Origin of the sequence: Thaumasiovibrio clandestinus (assembly GCF_047250365.1) — a bacterium.
Classification (GTDB): Bacteria; Pseudomonadota; Gammaproteobacteria; order Enterobacterales; family Vibrionaceae; genus Thaumasiovibrio.
Genome location: NZ_JBLBVL010000025.1, coordinates 12,643 through 29,580 on the forward strand (window position 1 = coordinate 12,643; position 16,938 = coordinate 29,580).

The following is a 16,938-nucleotide window of genomic DNA, read 5'->3' on the forward strand; positions in this document are numbered from 1 at the left end:
CTATGCCTTTTTTTCAGTCAACTTGGCTTTTTCTGCTCGCTGGCGACGAATTTCGCGCGGGTCAGCAATGAGTGGGCGATAAACCTCGATACGATCTCCCTCACGTACCGTCGCGTCAAGCTTTACATTACGACTATAAATCCCGATTTTATTCTTCGCCAAATCGATCTCGGGATACATCACCAATATTCCAGACTGACGAATGATTTGCTCCACACTGCTATCCGGCTTTGCCGCCACCTTGATCACACGCTGCACATCAGGCAACGCATACACTACTTCTACATGGATCATCTCTTCAGAATTCATAAACCTTTTTCGCTCGCTGGGTAAATGCCTGTACCATGTTTCCGGTTAACTCTTTAAACACCTGACCAAATGCCATCTCTACCAACCGATTAGTAAATTCAAACTCTAGCTGCAACTCAACCTTACATGCCTGCGCATCCAGCTCAGTAAACTGCCAGCCCCCTACCAATTTTTTGAATGGCCCTTCAACCAGCTGCATCTCAATGCGTTGAAAGCGATTGAGCACATTGTAAGTGGTAAAGGTTTTACACACGCCAGCCTTCGCCACATCGACCGAGGCTCTCATATGCGCTTCTGACTGCTCATGAACAGTACTGCCGACACAACCAGGCAAAAACTCAGGATAAGCAGCCACATTGTTTACAAGTTCAAACATCTGCTGAGCGCTGAACGGCACCAATGCAGTACGACTAATTTGCGGCATACACACTCCTTATGTCAAACACGGGCCAGCATCACCACTTTGATGACAAAGCTATGACAACCGGCATCACGATGATAACATTACTCGACTCTTAGCCCAAACGGGCAGATACATTAGTAAGTATCACACGGTGCTTACATCGACCAGACCATCTGGGACAGGAAAAAATGGCAAAGAAACCGAATAAATCTAAAAAGCCAACCGACAACACCATTGCGAAAAACCGCTCGGCACGTCATGAATTTGCAATTCAAGATGAGTACGAAGCAGGCTTGGAGCTGCAAGGTTGGGAAGTTAAAGCGATCCGAAATGGTAAAGTAAACCTCACCGAAAGTTACGTTTTTTTGCGTAACGGTGAAGCCTTCATTTCAGGAATGACGATCACACCACTAACGGCGACGTCCACTCACGTTGTTGCCGATCCAACTCGCGTACGCAAACTGCTCTTAAACCGTAAAGAGATCGACCGCCTCACTGGTGCAGTAAACCGTGATGGGCAAACCATTGTTGCCCTCTCTATGTACTGGAAAGCGTCTTGGGTGAAACTAAAAATCGGTACCGCGCGAGGCAAAAAGCTGCACGACAAGCGTGCCGATGAGAAGAGTAAAGATTGGGCGCGCGATAAGGCACGTATTATGAAGGGTAGCCTTCGCTAGCAGGTTTTAAGCCATGCAGTTCAACAAAAACGGCAGCCAACTTTCATTGCGCTGCCGTTTTTCTGTTTATTGCTAACTAGCTATTGGCTTGACTGTAGCCGTTAGACATAAAACGCAACAGCAAAGGCCCTAAAATGCAAGCAGCGTTAATCAAGCTAAAGTAGTCAAAAATGCTAGCACGCCAAGTGTCAAAGTAGTGCATTCCCATCGACACAAGCAGAAACAGTCCCAACATCATACAGATGCGATGCAGTTTCTTGATTGGAACCGCTTGTGGCGCGGCATAAGAGCAAAACAGACAACGCAAACCATACACGATAACCAGCGCAAACATCACGATGATAAATACGCGTTCGTAAGGGAAGACAAAGCCTCGCGACAGTATCCAGAAAAACTCAGGGTGAAGCGAGAACGAGTCTAAATTGATGAATGAAAATTGATCACGAAATGTCCAACCAAAAGCGTGCGTAAAACCCCACAACACAACGGCGTAGACTAAGAAAAATGAAAATCGAAATTTAGTTGTCACTCTTATCTCCTAAAAAATTCTTTCAAGCGCTATAGCTTGTTGACATGTTGACCAGCTTGAGTCAGCTTGGATATTGCTTGATTCAACTGCTCTTCACTGTGATGTTGTTCATTTTGACAGTGACGGATCGACTTTTGATGACCTTCAGTATGCTCACTCGCCAGCATTGCCGAATTTTCGACTCGCTGTGCCAGTTGCAACTGCTCATCAATCAACTCTCGCATGTGATGCAGCGATTGACTACGCTCGTCACTGTATTCTAAATACTGACTGAGCTGGCGATTAAACTCGCCAAAAGCGGCCTGCGTCGGCTCCACATTGCGCTGTGTCACGGCGCGACAAGCGTCATCTTTCCACTGACTCGCTAAGGTTTCGCTGTGCTCTTGATACGAGATCAACATCCGAAACAAGCTTTGTTGCCTGTCACTCAAATCACAATGAGCGCGATAATAAAAATCGGGTTCAAAGGTTCTTTGCATTACAACCCCACAAATATTGGTTGATCGAACACATTCAGCAGCTCAGTTTTTTCTGCAATTGCATGAGTCAAATTGTGCATCTGATAGACAAAATCGCCCCGCGCTTGCTCTACCGTGCGGATAGTCACCTGTGCATTGTCATTCACCGCACGCAACTGTGTGACACATGCCAGTTGTCGCTCTAAGCATTCATCCATGCTCTCTAACAACGTGTCGATTTCACTTATAACCCCAGCCTTTTGGTTTAAGACCGTACTGGCCGTTTTGCCATGCGACATGGCGATCTCAGCGGTACGCACACTGTCCGAGCCCACCTTTAATGCTGATTCACAATCATCAATCGCACGTTGACTGCCCGACTTTTGTCGCTCTGCGCGGCTCAAGTCAGCAAGGGCACCATTAAGTTCAGCCTGACAACTCATTACCACAGAGCTGGCTCGGCTGCGCACAGATTCCGCCGCATTCAACGCACTAAGTTCAGTCGTTGCCGGATTCTGCTCTTGTCGATAAGTAGCATTGCCATTGCTATCTTTACCCGCGTACACCGAGATGGTTCGACTTCGCGCCGCGTTGTAAGCTGCCTGACATTGCGCCACTTCGGATTCCGCTCGGGCTAACTCGGCTTGAGCGACACTTAGCGCGTTTCGCGCGGCATCAACTCGACGGTGTGCCCGAGCCTCCCAGTCACAAGCGAGTTTGAACTGACGATGCCATTCGGTAAGCTCGGCGCCAATTTCATCCACTTGCGCTTCCGTCTTTTCAAGCAACTTAGCATTGGCATTTAGCGTGGTTTGCGTTTGCGCTTCATGCTTTTCATGCTCGTAGTGACGACGCTTTTGATCAGACTGCAAGTTTTCTAGAAAGTGCTTACAGGCTAAATAGTCGTTATTTAGACGCTGGCTGTGCTCAACCCCTAACGTTTCGGTGTACTGAGTATCCCCCACCACATCATCGGCATTGGCGGTATAGTAGTGACCTTGATAACCGTAATCATCAAGCAAAGAGATAAGCCATCTAGGTTGCATCGCTCACCTCTTTAAATTGAGTACTCGCATTGAGCTCCTGCTGCACTGATCCTGTCATCACCAGCAGACGCTCAACCCCTTCTTTGTACTGCTCGATATTGACGCTGAGCTGACGATACGCCTGCTCGGTCTCTTCAGCACCCAGCCCCGCATAATGCTCTGACAAATTGAGCCAAGCGGTAAGAAGATTTTTTTCCGCCTCTGTTACCGTGCTGAGCGATTTTTGCAGTGCGATATCAAGCTTCTCTGCTGCACCAAGTCGTTGCTGATCATTCATAAAGGTAACTCCTTAAAATGCGCAAACGAGTGGTTAGCCCTTCACTTATCGCTGGGGCCACAAGGTGAGCAATACCGCTATAGTACTTTTCTAAGTCTGCGACGATATCTTTCAACTGTGCTTGCAGCGCCTCATCAAATAGGCCGTCGGCTTCTTCAAGGTTGTGCATTACGCGCTTGTGTTGCACCTGGATGACTTCAATGAAGTCATCCAAATTTTTCACAAAGTGTTGCAGCGCATGCTCTACGTCATTCATAGACATGCGCTATTACCCCCACGCACCAATCTTTGATCGCAACACATCTAGCTCTTGCTGCTGCACTTCAACACTGCTGTAACAATAAGGCTTGAACTTCACGGGCTTATTCAAGGTTTGGTTCACGTACAACGCATAAACTGGCACCTTAGTCACCTGCTGCAAATTAGCGGCATGGCGAGACTTAATTAGTGCGAAGCTATCGTCTTCGGACATCTGCAGGACCACCTTGTGCTTAAAGAGATCAACGTCGCGGCGATCAAATGCTTTCATTAACGAGCGTACGTTATCAAACGACATAATCAGGTGAATGCCATATTCCGCACCGCCTTCAAGCAACTCGCGGATAATGCCGCCCACTTCGCCATGCTCTTTAACGCCAAATCGGCCGTTCTGCTGTTGCAACTCATTAACACGCTGCGCATCGCTTACCATCACGTAGATACTAGGCTGAGAGAGCATTTGCTCTTCATCCATGCTACGACGACGCTCATACTCCTCACCGATAGCGTGCAGATTTTCAGCAAAGGTATTGAACTGCTCGTTGTAATGCACAGCGCCATTCACACAGTTCTCGGTAGCGCGAGACAAAATACCGTTCCACGGTGAGCCTTTAATGCTGCGATCGAGCAGGTAAAGCTCGAACTGATCAGCTGCGTGGTTAATATTCAGTTGCACCAGCATGTTACTCAACATGCCTAAGCGTGGCTCATTCGCGTCGCCGACAAACAACATGTGCTCATTTGGACGACGACGGAAGGTCACGTTCGCCTGACCGTGAATATTCATTTCACGACCCAACCAGTACGCGCTTGGCTTCTCAACCGGATACCATTCATCGTCACCCAAACCAGCCAAATACTGTGGACGGTTGGCCATTTGCATGCGCTCTTCATCCGTTGGGCGTTGGTTGTAATGCGCAAACAGGTGGTTAAGTTGTGGGTTATCAACCAGACTTGGCTGCCCTGTGCCGTCTAACAAGATAGATTTATGCGAACTGGCCAGCGTTTTTTCTTGTTCCCACTTTTCTGCAAGTTGATCAATCAACGAAGCACGCAACTCATCTGAAAGATAGGTCACACGACCAGCGCGGTTTTTATCGTCATTTGCCGCCGAGTCATTGATCACCACCTGCCCCGCCTCCTTACAGGCACGTAGCAATCGCTTGCCGTTCGGGCCAAACTCTTGCAAAGCGGTCACATCAGCGTCACTCATCTGCATACCAACACGCAGGTGAATATTACCAAAGATACTCTGCTGGTTTTGCATACCCGCCGCACCAAAGCGCTGCGAGCCAACAAACATGTGCACGCCCGCACTTCGACCTTGAGTGGCCAGTTTATCCATCAATTCAGAGCCAACGCCATCACGATCGTCTTCAAACAACGTTTGGTACTCATCAACAACCAGTAGCAATCGTGGCAAGGCACCTTCTGGAGAGCCAGCTAAACGGTAATCACGCAGATTATCGAAACCCAAGCGCTTAAACATCTCATTACGACGGATCATCTCATCAACCAACTCGTTAAGTACGCTACGAGACAGATCAGGTGAGGTATTTAGCGACACGACTTTCGCATGTGGTAGGCTTGGGTAGCACTTAAACTCAACCCCTTGCTTACCATCGATTAGGTATAGTTGCAGCTCATCTGGGCTGTAGCTACACGCCAATCCTAAAATCATCGCATGATAAAGATTCGACTTACCGGCACCAGTCATTGCCCCCAACATGCCGTGGGCACAAATCTGACGTCCATTACTCTCACCAAACCAGAGTTCGAGGTCATCTTTTTTCGCACCAGAACCACCAATCGCGACACGGATTTCATAGTCAGATTTTTTCTGCCACCATGACGTAGAGTCAGTATTGGTGACATCGGTAAACTCGAGCTTACTCTCTTTAGGCTTCGCCTTAGCTACCGTGTCCAAAATGGTGTTGATGGTCTCATCACTTAAAAGCGAGTTAGACAAAGGCGAGATCGCAACGCCAGGTACACATTGCTCAACGTTTGCTGCGCCAATATCAATTAGGCGATCAAATGCGTCCATCGACACACCGCTAGGCAGTTCAACCGAGGTATTGCGCTGAATAACCACATACTTGCCAGCCGTTGGTCCTGCATTGGCAATTTTAGCCAAAAGCTCAATCGAGCGACGGTCGTAACCTTTCGGGAAGTTAGCAGCAAAAATAAACTCAAACTTTTCGTTACCTCGAATATCCTCATCAACGTCTTGCAGACGCTTAGTGCGGTTATCAAGATAGTTTTCCTTAATACGCTTAATATCGTTCAAAACTTCATCAAGTACATTTGCGACGTCATGACCTAGCGGGCGCTTAAATGGAATTTGCTTAAAGTAAGGGAAGCTTTCGCCCATCCGAGCTGGGTCTAACAGACAAAATTGCGATACATTTGGCAACATCATATTTAGTCGCATAACCATGTTATGCATTAAATAGAGTTTTTCTTCTTGTGTGTTGTCATCGACGTCATAATAAAAACTACTTTCAGTCGACATGAATTCATGCGATAGCGGCAAATAAACCGGCTTACCATTATCATCTAACGCCTGATAAGCCGTCGTGATTTGTTCTGGAATATGCAAGGCATCAAACTTAAACTCAGAAAAGTCAAATGCATTCAAGTTTGGGTGATAAATAGGCAACACACGCTTCGCCACATCACAAATAGCCTGATAATGTGCCAACTTTTCTATCTTTGTTTTCGACAATGATTCTGAAAATACTTCCTCGACTCGTTTAACGAGATTAGAGCAAGCTTGCTGAGCATCATTAATGTGCTTTTCAATACCAGATAACTTACGCGACTCTTTTTCAAGAAAGCTCAACAGGCTTTCTTGTGCACTCTTCTTGTGGGTATTGCTCATAAAAAGTGCTCCTTAGGCGTACATAGCAAAGTGGTGAAAAAAGAAAGCCGCCATCATCAAGCTGGCGGCGAGTGTGGCCATAATACCTTTACGGCGCCCAGCGATACGTGCTAACTCGGCATCATCTTTAGCAATACCGGCTTCAATAGCATCGAACGCTCGTTGGGCTTCTCGGCTAAAATTAGACAGTGAATCTGCTATCTCACTCAACCGCTCAAAGCTATCTAATTCTGCATTATTGATATCAGCAATATCTCGATGATGTACTCTTATCTCATTGAAAATATCTTTACCAATATCCTCCTCAGCCAGCATGTGAATCTTGTCGATTTTATTCAAATCTGCTGGCATTTTAGCGGCGCAACGTTCGAGAGCACTTATTCTGCTATTTGCTTTTTCCAACGTGATTTCGTCATTAGAAATAGCAAAGCGCTTTAATTCCTTATAGCTGTTAGTTAGTTCAAAAGATTGACGATTAACATTCTCAATAAGTACACGAATAGATTCTTCGCGATTGACTTTATGCTTGATGCCCTCTGCGTGCTTACTTATCACATCGTAAAGAGCACCTAACGAAACGACTTCGCTTTGTTGAGGTAATGACATGTTATCCCTAGCCAAATATAGAAAGTAATAAATCAGACAAAGAGTAATTTATCACCATTAAATAATCAATTATTTCAATTGCCTCCCTAATAAAAACACCCAATTCGCATGTCAAGAAAATGTCAATTACAAATTATCCATATAACAAACCGCTATTACTTGCTGCGGGTAATGTTTTTCACATTCCATTAAATAACTCAAATCACTAAGACAATAGTAGCGTTTAATATTTAATCACTTGATGTTATAATTTTCTCACTACGGATAATTAAGAAACAACGTTGATATGCTCAAAAGTGCACCAAATGCGAGCAAAGACCTCTAAATAGATTGACGCACGCATTTTTTCTGTTAGCATCTAAAGAACTCTGGGGCTGATTCAGGATTCGACAGGATCACGAAGGCTTGTGGAGCATGCCGTGGGGCGGTTGGCCACGTAAAAAGCCGCAAAAAAATAGTCGCAAACGACGAAAACTACGCACTAGCAGCTTAATACCCTGCTGAGAGCGCTCCTGCCCTAGCTTCCGCTTGTAAGACGGGGAATAACAGGGGTTCAAACCCAAACAAGATAGCGAGGGAACCTTTGGCTAGAGAGGTGAACCGTGAATTATAATTCTGGTATGTTTTTGCATGGCGTGTTTGTTCGCAGTGCACTAACGAGATTAAAGACAAACTAAGCATGTAGCGCCATTGGTTAGACTGATTTTGGACGCGGGTTCAACTCCCGCCAGCTCCACCAAACGTTTGGAAAGGGCGGTAACTCATTGAGTTATCGCCCTTTTTGTATTTATACATTCTATAAATTGGCTGTTTGGTACTGACATCAGGTACTAAAACATGCGCTATCTATTCCTCAGTAAAGCTGGGCTTTCATCTTCGAAAATACTCTGCAGCTCAATCTAGTGAATAAACTACTAATTCTAATCGCTTAATCATCGTTTACCGCCATACTTTTAAATCACAAAGTCTGCATTTAGCGAACGCCAATACTGCTTCAAGGCTACTTTTTGCTCATCCATCATCGGAAGCTCTTCCAACAACTTAGGCCACTGCTCTCGGGCTATGCTCATCACATCCAGTAAATGAGGCTTGATAGCAACCCACGGAGCCCCCACTTTGGCTGCCCATGTTTCGAAATGATCCATCGTAATTTCAAACCACTGCTTAGTACCTACCATGTTCAGAGCAAGGCTGTCGTGCTCGATATATGGTGAGGTAAATACCACGTCATACAACGGGGATAAACGAGGAGATTGCTTATCCCCATAGATAAGCGTCCAATTTTTCAAGTGGGCGTCACCATTGCCTAACAAGATATTGATAAGCAGTCTTCTTGCCATTTGTTGAATATCCTTCAGTCGCTCTGCGCTTGTTCGATAAAGCGCATTACCAAGTTGCTCATAATTGACTTTTTGATACTTGTCTGAGGGATAGAGGCCAAAAACTTGTGCAAAGTCCTCAGTATGAATACGATCAGCGTTACTGCGATCAAACCGCTTGATACCGTAGGCGTACTGCTCATCAGGCAGTCGGATGCTTGGTAACCCTTCCAGTTCGCTAAGTTCGATCAGTCGTACTTCCGGAATGTCTGCCCCAGCGGCTTCAGCCAGCTTCATACAGGTATACTCATTGACAGGTACACCTTTGTGAACCGTCGATGGTGTTTTGACAATCCACATATCCGCAGAGATTTCCTGATCGATATGGTAACGGCCATCCACGTGAGACGACGAGAACTTCATCTGTACACCAGCCAATGAAAACTTCGTATCGGCATGCTTAACATCAATCTGTTGAGGCTCTGTCGACAGACGTTGCTCTAACGCCCAATCAGGTAAGTCCCCTGCTTTTATTGGCCGGGCGATAATGGCTCCCGGCAAATTGGAACCAAGATAGGCAAGGATTGAAAGTCAGAATGTTTTTTCCACCAACATAATGAGCAATAACCGCGACATCGATATCATGCAGTTGAATATTAAGACCTTCAACCATTTCCATCTACTTAGTCATCATTTGTCCTCAGAGCCAAACCAAAAACCGAGATCATCAACATCGTCTTGCAGTTCATCTCTTTTCTGGGGATTGTGTTGAAAAGCACTATCTGCTGAAACTGGCAGCTCTTTTCTTCCCTTAGGAGAAATAGAGAGTTCCAAATCAAGGCCTTCCAGTACTCTCAGCAAGGTCGACAACTTAACATCACTGCCCGCTTCAATGCGCTGATATTGCTGCTGCTTCATACCAATCCGCATGTACATGCCTTTTTGCTCGATACCGAGTTTTCTGCGCTGCTCAGTGAGCAAGGTTGCAATTTCTTCTAAGCTTTTCATTCTCCCCACCAAACAACCTACAAGTTGTTCGAAACCTCATTAACAACATGTTAGTTGTACAGAGACCCAATAACAACTTTAAAGTTGTTTTATCAATATTTCCCGTGAAGGTGGGATGCTAAAGAAAGGCGAAGACCGTCATTCGCGACAGAGATATTTGGCTTCGATTGACATTGGAGCTTAAGTTTAGCGCGACATTGCGGATCTATATGGTAAAGAAAGCAATGCGTCTTAGTAAGAAGTGGGAGTCGACAAATATCTTGCCAAGCACCGTGGCTCTCATGTGAGAGTAGGTATTCACACTCAAGAAAAACAATGTCTGCTTGAATCGCTAGCGCTTCGCCTTCCGAAGTCAATCGCCCATCTCCTGAATAAAAGAAAGCATGTCGATCATTGCTAAGATAAAGACTGAGATTGCTAACAGCATGCAGAGTAGGGCTTGTTTGTGCCGACCATGGGCCAATATCAGTGATTGTGAGTGAATCCATCCATTTACATTCAAAACTAAGGCTGGCTTGTGGCCAACTGGCAAACAGTAATAACGATTCAAAAACAGACCACTGTGTTGCTTGGCCAATAATGGCAAGTGGCTTCGTTCTGCCTTTGGCATTCATCCAATTAATAAGGGTTGTTAGCCCTAGGCAATGGTCTGGGTGGGCATGGGTCAGGTAAATCGCGTCAATGGTATCTTCATTCATACAAGGCTTATGCGCCCCTGCCTCATCAACGTGTTTGTCGGTACATCCGGCGATGACTTCAGCAAAAAAAGCCTGTGGAACCGTTGGCCCACAGTCAATTAATAAGGTGAAGTTGTCTTGCGTAACCAGCATTGAGGCATTGGTGTTTTCGCTGTCATAGGCGTCTCCACAGCCAAGCATATTAAGCAGCATTTAACGCCTCGCTTGCGTTGTCTATACGATGATCATTAACATCAAACCAATGTTGAGTTGATTGCGATAAGCTAATTGGGATCTCGTCGCCAACCTTAAAGAGCTCTTGCGACTCGATGGTAAATTTCTGCCCAGCAATATAGCCATAATACAGGCGTGCATGACCGAGTGGTTCAATAACCTCAACAGACATTTTTGCATCAAAATGAACATGGTCGACCGCGACTTGATTTGGTCGAACCCCCAGTGTTATCGGGCCGTTGTAAGCAATCGTATTTGTACTGTTAAATAGCCCAATATGGAATAATTGGTTTTGATTTGTACCTTCTAGAAAGTTCATTACTGGCGTGCCAATGAACGAAGCAACGAAGCGATTTTTGGGCCATAAATATAATTCTTCTGGCGTACCAATTTGCTCAATGTTCCCTTGGTTTAATACAACGATGCGATCTGCCAGTGTCATTGCTTCAACTTGATCGTGGGTAACATAAATCATTGTTGAATTAAGCTGCTGGTGGAGTTGCTTTAGATAAATACGCATTTCACCCCGTAACTTAGCATCTAGGTTTGATAGGGGCTCATCAAACAAAAAGAGTTCCGGGTCGCGAACAATGGCTCGCCCAATAGCAACGCGCTGTCGCTGCCCGCCAGATAGCGCACCCGGTAAGCGCTCGAGGTAAGGTTCAAGCTGAAGGTTCTTGGCGGTTTCTGCAACTTTGTGATCAATAACGCTTTTATTCATACCAGCCATCTTTAGTGGAAAGGCCATGTTCTTTCTCACTGCCATGTGTGGGTAAAGCGCATAAGACTGAAAAACCATTGCGACTTCACGCTCTGAAGGGTGAACATGATTTAGCCTTCTTCCGTTGAGCGAAATATCACCTTTAGTAACTGACTCAAGGCCCGCTATCATTCTTAACAGTGTTGATTTTCCACAGCCTGAAGGACCGACAAATACGACAAACTCACCGTTATTGATGGTCAAATTAATATTAGGCATGACAACATGGCCGCCGTAGGCTTTCGAAAGATTTTTAATTGTTAACTTAGTCATTATTTAAGCCCCATAGAGAAACCACGTAGAAGAAACTTCTGCATATAACCTGCCAGTGCAAGCATTGGTAGCGATGAAATGATGCCAACCGACATTAGCTCCCCCCATGCTGTGCCATCTTCGGTCATGAAATTTGAGATGAATAAAGGAATAGTGAATTTATCCGGTGTGTGGATAAATAGCAGTGAGAACAAAAACTCGTTCCAACCTAAGATGATCGAAAAAATTGCCGTTGCGACCAAACCAGGAGCACATAGCGGAAAGACAATATAGGCCAATCGCTTGAACAGGTGCGCACCATCCATAGAGCCCGCTTCTTCTATTTCGAGTGGAATGTCACGAATAAAACCAAGCAGCATCCAGATACAGAATGGCAATGTATAAACCTGATACGACAAAATCAGTCCCAGCTTACTGTTGAGCAGGCCGATTTGGTTCATGAGTGAATACAGCGGGATTGCAACCACAATAGGTGGCATCATTTTGATAACTAAAACCAATAATAAAAATACGCTATCGAGCTTTGCTGGAAACGAATAGCGTACTAATCCATAAGCAGAGAAAAAGGCGATCGTTAAAGAGACTGCAGTTGCACATAGCGCAATGACGACAGTGTTTACGACGAGAGTTATGACGTTCCCTCCCCATAAATTTGAAAAGGATTCAAAACTAATTTCACTTGGGAAAAGTTGAGTGCTAGCCATTAGGATTTCATTTTCGGGTTTAAAGGCGGTACCAAACATCCAAATAATGGGCAACATGAACAGGCCAACGGCCAAGTAAACGAGGAAAAGATGCAAATAGCGAGGCATTACTTTTTACTCCCTACAGCTTTTTTTGCGTAGAACACGGTCATGACAATAGAGATCGTGAGCATAACTAAAGCTGCAGCGCTTGCCATTCCCAAGTCAAAAAAACGAAAGCCATATTTATAAACAAACATCGACAGAGTCTCTGTGGCATTACCTGGTCCGCCGCCAGTCATGACATAGACCTTGTCGAACAACTTGAAGGTATCAATAGAGCGGAGCAGCATAGCCAGCATTAGTTGTTTTTGAATTAAAGGAAATGTGACGTAAGCAAAGGAGCGTAACCCTTTCGCACCATCAACCATTGCCGCTTCGTGAATATCCTTAGGAATAGACTGCAAACCCGCAAGAATGATCAGAAAGGCCATAGGGGTCCATTGCCAAGTGTCGACTAATGCAATGGCGTAGAGCGCAAGATTGGGGTCGAATAGCCATTCCATCGCAGGTAGGCCTATTTTTACAAGGACACTATTTAGTAAGCCAAAATCGTAGTGATACCAAGATCGCCAAATAGAGGAACAAACCAAAGTAGACAGCATCATTGGGTAGATAATAATGGGTAGAGCAAAACGGCGCCCAGGGAATTGACGATTAAATAGTAGCGCCAGCCATAAGCCTAATAATACTTGAGCGGTTGAGGCGACAATTGTGAAAACGAAGGTATTTTTTATGGCACTGACAAAAAAGAAGTCATCGAATAATTCAATAAAATTGGCCAAACCAACAAATTGATATTGTTTATTCACATAGTCAACATCGCTGAATGCATTAATTAATACGGTCGCGATGGGGTACAGTGTCAACAAACCTAAAAGAATCAACGCTGGTGATAGCAGCAACGTCAGTTGTTTACGATTTTCAAATAGCATAGTAAAACCTGATATCGGCTCTGACACACAGCAATGTGTTTGCCAGAGCCCGTTTTAATAGCGAATGGTTGATTTACTACCGATTCAGTAACTGAACGATGCTACCTATACTTTGATAGTACGGCTGATACGGCGTTGAGCCTGTTTCAGTGCTTGTTCTGCTGTCATTTGCCCCATCATCGCCATTTGTAAAAAATCACCTAAGATACTTTCTACTTCGGCCCAGTTTTGAATGCGAGGGCGAGCTTTGCCTGTTTTTAGCGCTTCAACCTGTTGCGGGTACCATCGGTATTTAGCGGTTACCGCATCATCAAGATACACACTTTGACGCGTCGGTGGCATACCATAATCAAGGGCTAATGTTTTTTGAATCGCGGGGCTGGTAGCAAAGGCGATAAAGTTCTCGGCTGCCTGCTTATTGGCAGAGTCGGCAGGTACGGCAAGTTGCCAGATACCGAGCATCGGTGACGGTGAGCCGACTTCTGCTGGTGGCGCCATAATGTCCATATCACCGACGACTGTTGATAACTCAGGGTTGTCCAAGTTAGGAACCCAAGCTGGCCACACTTCAATCGCCATTGCAGCTGTGCCTTTTTGCAGGGAGTTACGCACTTCATCGGCGTTGTAAACATCAACACCACGAGGTGCGTATTGCTTCATTGCTAAAAAGGCCTCTAGTGCTTGTATCGCTTCTGGCGTATTGAGCGTCGCATTACCCTCACCATCAACGACGTCAGCACCATAACCCCATAAAATCGGTAAGAAGCCTGTGACGATAGGGTTGCCTTTCACGCCACGGAAAACCAACCCGCTTTTATTTGTATCCTTGTCTATCTTGGCAGCTGCAAATAGTACATCTGACCATGTTTGTGGTTTTGACAAACCATGTTGACTGAATACCGCTTTGTTCCAAGCAAACATCGCCACGTTGCCAACCATCGGAATGGCATAGGCATTGCCTGTTGCATCAGGGTAACGACCGATATCAAAGGGAGCTTTTACAAAGTCAGGGTCTTCAATGGCTTTAGAAAGAGGAGCTAACCAATTATTGGTTAGAAATTCAGGCGCCCAAGTGTCATCCATCAAAACAATATCATAGTTGCCTGTTTTCTCGCGCATAGACAGCACAATACTTTCGTACAGGCCGCTGCTCGGCCGTTGAACAAGCGTGATGTTAGCGTCAGTGTTTTCTTTCTTGTACTCATTCACAATGTGCTGAAGTGCTTGTCCGTAGCTGCTATCACGACCTGCGATGACTAATTCTGATGCTATTGATGTCATTGATATACTGAGAAGTGCTGCCGCTACGAGTGTTCGTTTAAACATAACGAATGTCCTTGTATGTAAGTTTATTTGCACGTGCGTTCAATTCAATGCCAACCAATATAAATTCAAAAGATGTGAATTTCGTGACGGAAATGTGACCTAACAGTGACCAGACTCTAACGAGGTTATACCTCCTGCTTTGTATGAATGCTGGTCAGGTTTAATTTTACGGTCACCAAAATGCAATCATTCTCTTATTAATATTTCATTCGCGTTCTATATTAATTCAGGAGGAAGAATGAAAACGCAAACTTGGCCAAATACTATTATTGTAATGATACTTGCCATGATTATAACAATGTCACCACAAGCACTGGCGGCATGGAATTGGTATGCTGAAGGATTAAACGATACCGTTAAATACAATGACGCTTATTGGTCTCGGCCACATAATACGTTTGAGAATAGTAAATTTTCATCTTTGGGTGACGCATTGAATAAAGGATACCGTGCAATAGAACTAGATGTATTCCCTAAACCTGGCTATGAAACAATATATGTATCTCATAGCTATACAAACCCAAAGAGCAACAAATGTAGTGGTAGTAAAGAGTTTATTGACTGTTTAAAGGATATAAAAGTCTGGAGTGACAGCAATCCAAATCATGATGTGATAACACTTCAACTGGATATGAAAGATTTCGTTATATCGCCTATGTGGAATGATAGGGCCCATCGACTAATGGTGTCTAATATTGAATCTGTGATTGGGAGTAAGCTATATAAGCCCAAGAACCTTAAAAGCTACACTGGATATGCAAGCTTACGTGAAGGCGTTAAGAATACTGGCTGGCCAGAATTAGGGCAGCTAAGAGGGAAAATTATTGTATTTGGGCTTGCCGGACCAATTGGGTCGAAGAATCAGACTCAATCAAGGATGATTGACACTGTCGGGGGCGATAACATGCCGCTATTTATCTGCCCTGAGGCAACAGCTCCTGAGCACTTTAGCGCGAATAATTATGCTAATGGATTTAGCGGCGGCTCGTATTCGCATAATAATAAGTGGGTTATTTGTGGTAATACCAGCGATGGGAAGTTCTGGGCCACGCTGGCAGCAGAAGCCAGCAAAAACAATCAGTTAATGGCAATTTGGTCGGGGGACGAGAATGCGTTTAATCCCTATGATAAGATGATGCAAGCCGTCGGCTGGGGGGCAACAATGATCAGCCGTGAAACATCAAGTACTCATGGAAATAAGATTCCTCTCAATGGCAAACGGAACTCAATGCCTACCCACTTTATGATACAGAATGTAAAAAGTAATCTTTGTGTCGATGTGTCTGGGGCTGGAACAAGTAATGGCACATCTATCGTACAGTGGCCATGCGGCGGTGGCGGATATAAGCATCAAGTATTCTTATATAGTGATGAGTTTCAATTAAGAGCATTACATCACCCGTCATATTGTTTGGACCCTGAAGGTAAATCAGTTGGCAATAAGAGAGTATTATTGTGGAACTGTGGAACTCAGAAAACACAAAAATGGACATTAACTGGTGATAATGGTGGGATGTTATTACAAAATTCAAATCAAAATTATACGATGGCTGTAGCTGGAGGATCGACAACGGCTGGGGCTGAAGTACTTACCTATCAACGCTTGGGGGTGCCGGATCAAAATTGGCGCCTTATACCCGTTGAATCAAGTTTTATTGATTGGCGTAATTACTAGTATTATCTGCATTGCTCAATGAGCAGCACTGCAATTTATTCCAAACTAATCATTATTTACACCAAACAAGGTAGAACGCCTCACAAACATCGGCTGTGGGGCGCTTTTAACCTGCCCTAGTTCAAGCTTCAGAGTTTAAACTCAACGCTCATTCCATTTCAGGTTTTACGTAGATAGCATAGTGCTGTTTAATAAAGCGCGGCCACACTGTCAATGCACGACGCCCCCCCAATTCAGAACCACTGAGCGATAATGGATTCCTTGGCGCTGTAAAACGACTCTCGCTCACGTCAAAGAGAAATAAGAGGTCAATTACAGAAAATATATCTCCAACTCAGCTATCACGCCGCATTTCCGTCATGAAAAGTGCTTATAACCAGAATCCTGCTCCAACTTATCAGCAGCGTGTCGCAGTGCTTAAAAAACTACAATCATCAATCCTTGCCAATGAGCAGCTCATCTATGAAGCATTGCAACAATATTATGGTTACCGCAGTGAATTTGATACGCTTACCACAGAAATTCTACTAAGTGTCGGAGG

18 protein-coding genes, 1 other RNA gene and 1 pseudogene are annotated in these 16,938 nt (G+C 44.8%); 4 read left to right on the forward strand and 16 right to left on the reverse strand.

Annotation, left to right across the window (positions count from 1 at the left end; genetic code table 11):
* Positions 1 to 309, reverse strand: coding sequence for an RnfH family protein (locus ACKLNH_RS19580; RefSeq protein WP_413113953.1), 309 nt, complete (start codon positions 307 to 309; stop codon positions 1 to 3).
* Positions 299 to 733, reverse strand: coding sequence for an SRPBCC family protein (locus ACKLNH_RS19585; protein WP_413113954.1), 435 nt, complete (start codon positions 731 to 733; stop codon positions 299 to 301). The genes ACKLNH_RS19580 and ACKLNH_RS19585 overlap by 11 nt, the downstream gene beginning before the upstream one ends.
* 167 nt (positions 734 to 900) lie before the next feature.
* On the opposite strand from ACKLNH_RS19585, the gene smpB reads away from it, so the two are divergent.
* A complete protein-coding gene (smpB, locus tag ACKLNH_RS19590) occupies positions 901 to 1,389 on the forward strand; it encodes an SsrA-binding protein SmpB (RefSeq protein WP_413113955.1) in 489 nt (162 codons plus the stop codon).
* 76 nt (positions 1,390 to 1,465) lie between these two features.
* Here smpB and ACKLNH_RS19595 read toward each other — a convergent pair whose 3' ends face one another.
* Genes ACKLNH_RS19595 through ACKLNH_RS19625 form a run of 7 tightly spaced genes read right to left on the reverse strand, consistent with a single transcriptional unit; the run spans position 1,466 to position 7,447 of the window.
* Entirely contained in the window at positions 1,466 to 1,918 is a 453-nt protein-coding gene (locus tag ACKLNH_RS19595) for a hypothetical protein (RefSeq protein ID WP_413113956.1), read from the reverse strand.
* A 29-nt stretch (positions 1,919 to 1,947) separates the two neighbouring features.
* Positions 1,948 to 2,397, reverse strand: a complete 450-nt coding sequence (locus tag ACKLNH_RS19600; RefSeq protein ID WP_413113957.1) for a hypothetical protein — start codon at positions 2,395 to 2,397, stop codon at positions 1,948 to 1,950.
* A complete protein-coding gene (locus tag ACKLNH_RS19605) occupies positions 2,397 to 3,422 on the reverse strand; it encodes a hypothetical protein (protein ID WP_413113958.1) in 1,026 nt (341 codons plus the stop codon). The genes ACKLNH_RS19600 and ACKLNH_RS19605 overlap by 1 nt, the downstream gene beginning before the upstream one ends.
* On the reverse strand, positions 3,412 to 3,699 hold the full coding sequence (locus ACKLNH_RS19610; protein ID WP_413113959.1) for a hypothetical protein: 288 nt from the start codon (positions 3,697 to 3,699) through the stop codon (positions 3,412 to 3,414). Before ACKLNH_RS19610 ends, ACKLNH_RS19605 begins: the two co-directional genes overlap by 11 nt.
* Positions 3,692 to 3,961, reverse strand: coding sequence for a hypothetical protein (locus tag ACKLNH_RS19615; protein ID WP_413113960.1), 270 nt, complete (start codon positions 3,959 to 3,961; stop codon positions 3,692 to 3,694). The genes ACKLNH_RS19610 and ACKLNH_RS19615 overlap by 8 nt, the downstream gene beginning before the upstream one ends.
* Positions 3,962 to 3,967: 6 nt before the next feature.
* Positions 3,968 to 6,841, reverse strand: a complete 2,874-nt coding sequence (locus ACKLNH_RS19620) for an FtsK/SpoIIIE domain-containing protein (protein ID WP_413113961.1) — start codon at positions 6,839 to 6,841, stop codon at positions 3,968 to 3,970.
* A 12-nt stretch (positions 6,842 to 6,853) separates the two neighbouring features.
* Positions 6,854 to 7,447 (reverse strand): hypothetical protein, encoded by a 594-nt coding sequence (locus ACKLNH_RS19625; RefSeq protein WP_413113962.1) that lies wholly within the window; start codon positions 7,445 to 7,447, stop codon positions 6,854 to 6,856.
* A 370-nt stretch (positions 7,448 to 7,817) separates the two neighbouring features.
* Here ACKLNH_RS19625 and ssrA point away from each other — a divergent pair.
* Positions 7,818 to 8,186, forward strand: a transfer-messenger RNA (tmRNA) gene (gene ssrA, locus ACKLNH_RS19630).
* Between the two features lie 214 nt (positions 8,187 to 8,400).
* Here the strand turns inward: ssrA and ACKLNH_RS19635 are convergent.
* The 7 genes from ACKLNH_RS19635 to ACKLNH_RS19665 all read right to left on the reverse strand — a co-directional run bounded on the left by ACKLNH_RS19635 (position 8,401) and on the right by ACKLNH_RS19665 (position 14,722).
* The gene (locus tag ACKLNH_RS19635; RefSeq protein ID WP_413113963.1) at positions 8,401 to 9,327 is read right to left on the reverse strand and encodes a type II toxin-antitoxin system HipA family toxin; all 927 of its coding nucleotides are present in this window, start codon (positions 9,325 to 9,327) and stop codon (positions 8,401 to 8,403) included.
* 129 nt (positions 9,328 to 9,456) lie between these two features.
* Positions 9,457 to 9,774 carry a helix-turn-helix domain-containing protein gene (locus tag ACKLNH_RS19640; protein ID WP_413113964.1) on the reverse strand — a complete coding sequence of 106 codons (318 nt, stop codon included), beginning with the start codon at positions 9,772 to 9,774 and terminating at the stop codon, positions 9,457 to 9,459.
* Positions 9,775 to 9,866: 92 nt separating this feature from the next.
* Positions 9,867 to 10,664 carry an MBL fold metallo-hydrolase gene (locus ACKLNH_RS19645; RefSeq protein ID WP_413113965.1) on the reverse strand — a complete coding sequence of 266 codons (798 nt, stop codon included), beginning with the start codon at positions 10,662 to 10,664 and terminating at the stop codon, positions 9,867 to 9,869.
* Entirely contained in the window at positions 10,654 to 11,718 is a 1,065-nt protein-coding gene (locus tag ACKLNH_RS19650) for an ABC transporter ATP-binding protein (protein ID WP_413113966.1), read from the reverse strand. The genes ACKLNH_RS19645 and ACKLNH_RS19650 overlap by 11 nt, the downstream gene beginning before the upstream one ends.
* Positions 11,718 to 12,530, reverse strand: a complete 813-nt coding sequence (locus ACKLNH_RS19655) for a carbohydrate ABC transporter permease (RefSeq protein ID WP_413113967.1) — start codon at positions 12,528 to 12,530, stop codon at positions 11,718 to 11,720. Before ACKLNH_RS19655 ends, ACKLNH_RS19650 begins: the two co-directional genes overlap by 1 nt.
* A complete protein-coding gene (locus ACKLNH_RS19660) occupies positions 12,530 to 13,396 on the reverse strand; it encodes a carbohydrate ABC transporter permease (RefSeq protein WP_413113968.1) in 867 nt (288 codons plus the stop codon). The genes ACKLNH_RS19655 and ACKLNH_RS19660 overlap by 1 nt, the downstream gene beginning before the upstream one ends.
* A 105-nt stretch (positions 13,397 to 13,501) precedes the next feature.
* Positions 13,502 to 14,722, reverse strand: coding sequence for an extracellular solute-binding protein (locus ACKLNH_RS19665; protein ID WP_413113969.1), 1,221 nt, complete (start codon positions 14,720 to 14,722; stop codon positions 13,502 to 13,504).
* Positions 14,723 to 14,960: 238 nt separating this feature from the next.
* Between ACKLNH_RS19665 and ACKLNH_RS19670 the strand changes: the two genes are divergently transcribed.
* Together ACKLNH_RS19670 and ACKLNH_RS19675 are read left to right on the forward strand one after the other, a co-directional pair.
* Positions 14,961 to 16,397 carry a phosphatidylinositol-specific phospholipase C domain-containing protein gene (locus ACKLNH_RS19670; RefSeq protein WP_413113970.1) on the forward strand — a complete coding sequence of 479 codons (1,437 nt, stop codon included), beginning with the start codon at positions 14,961 to 14,963 and terminating at the stop codon, positions 16,395 to 16,397.
* Between the two features lie 359 nt (positions 16,398 to 16,756).
* Positions 16,757 to 16,938 (forward strand): annotated as a pseudogene (locus ACKLNH_RS19675) (coniferyl-aldehyde dehydrogenase); the annotation flags it as partial.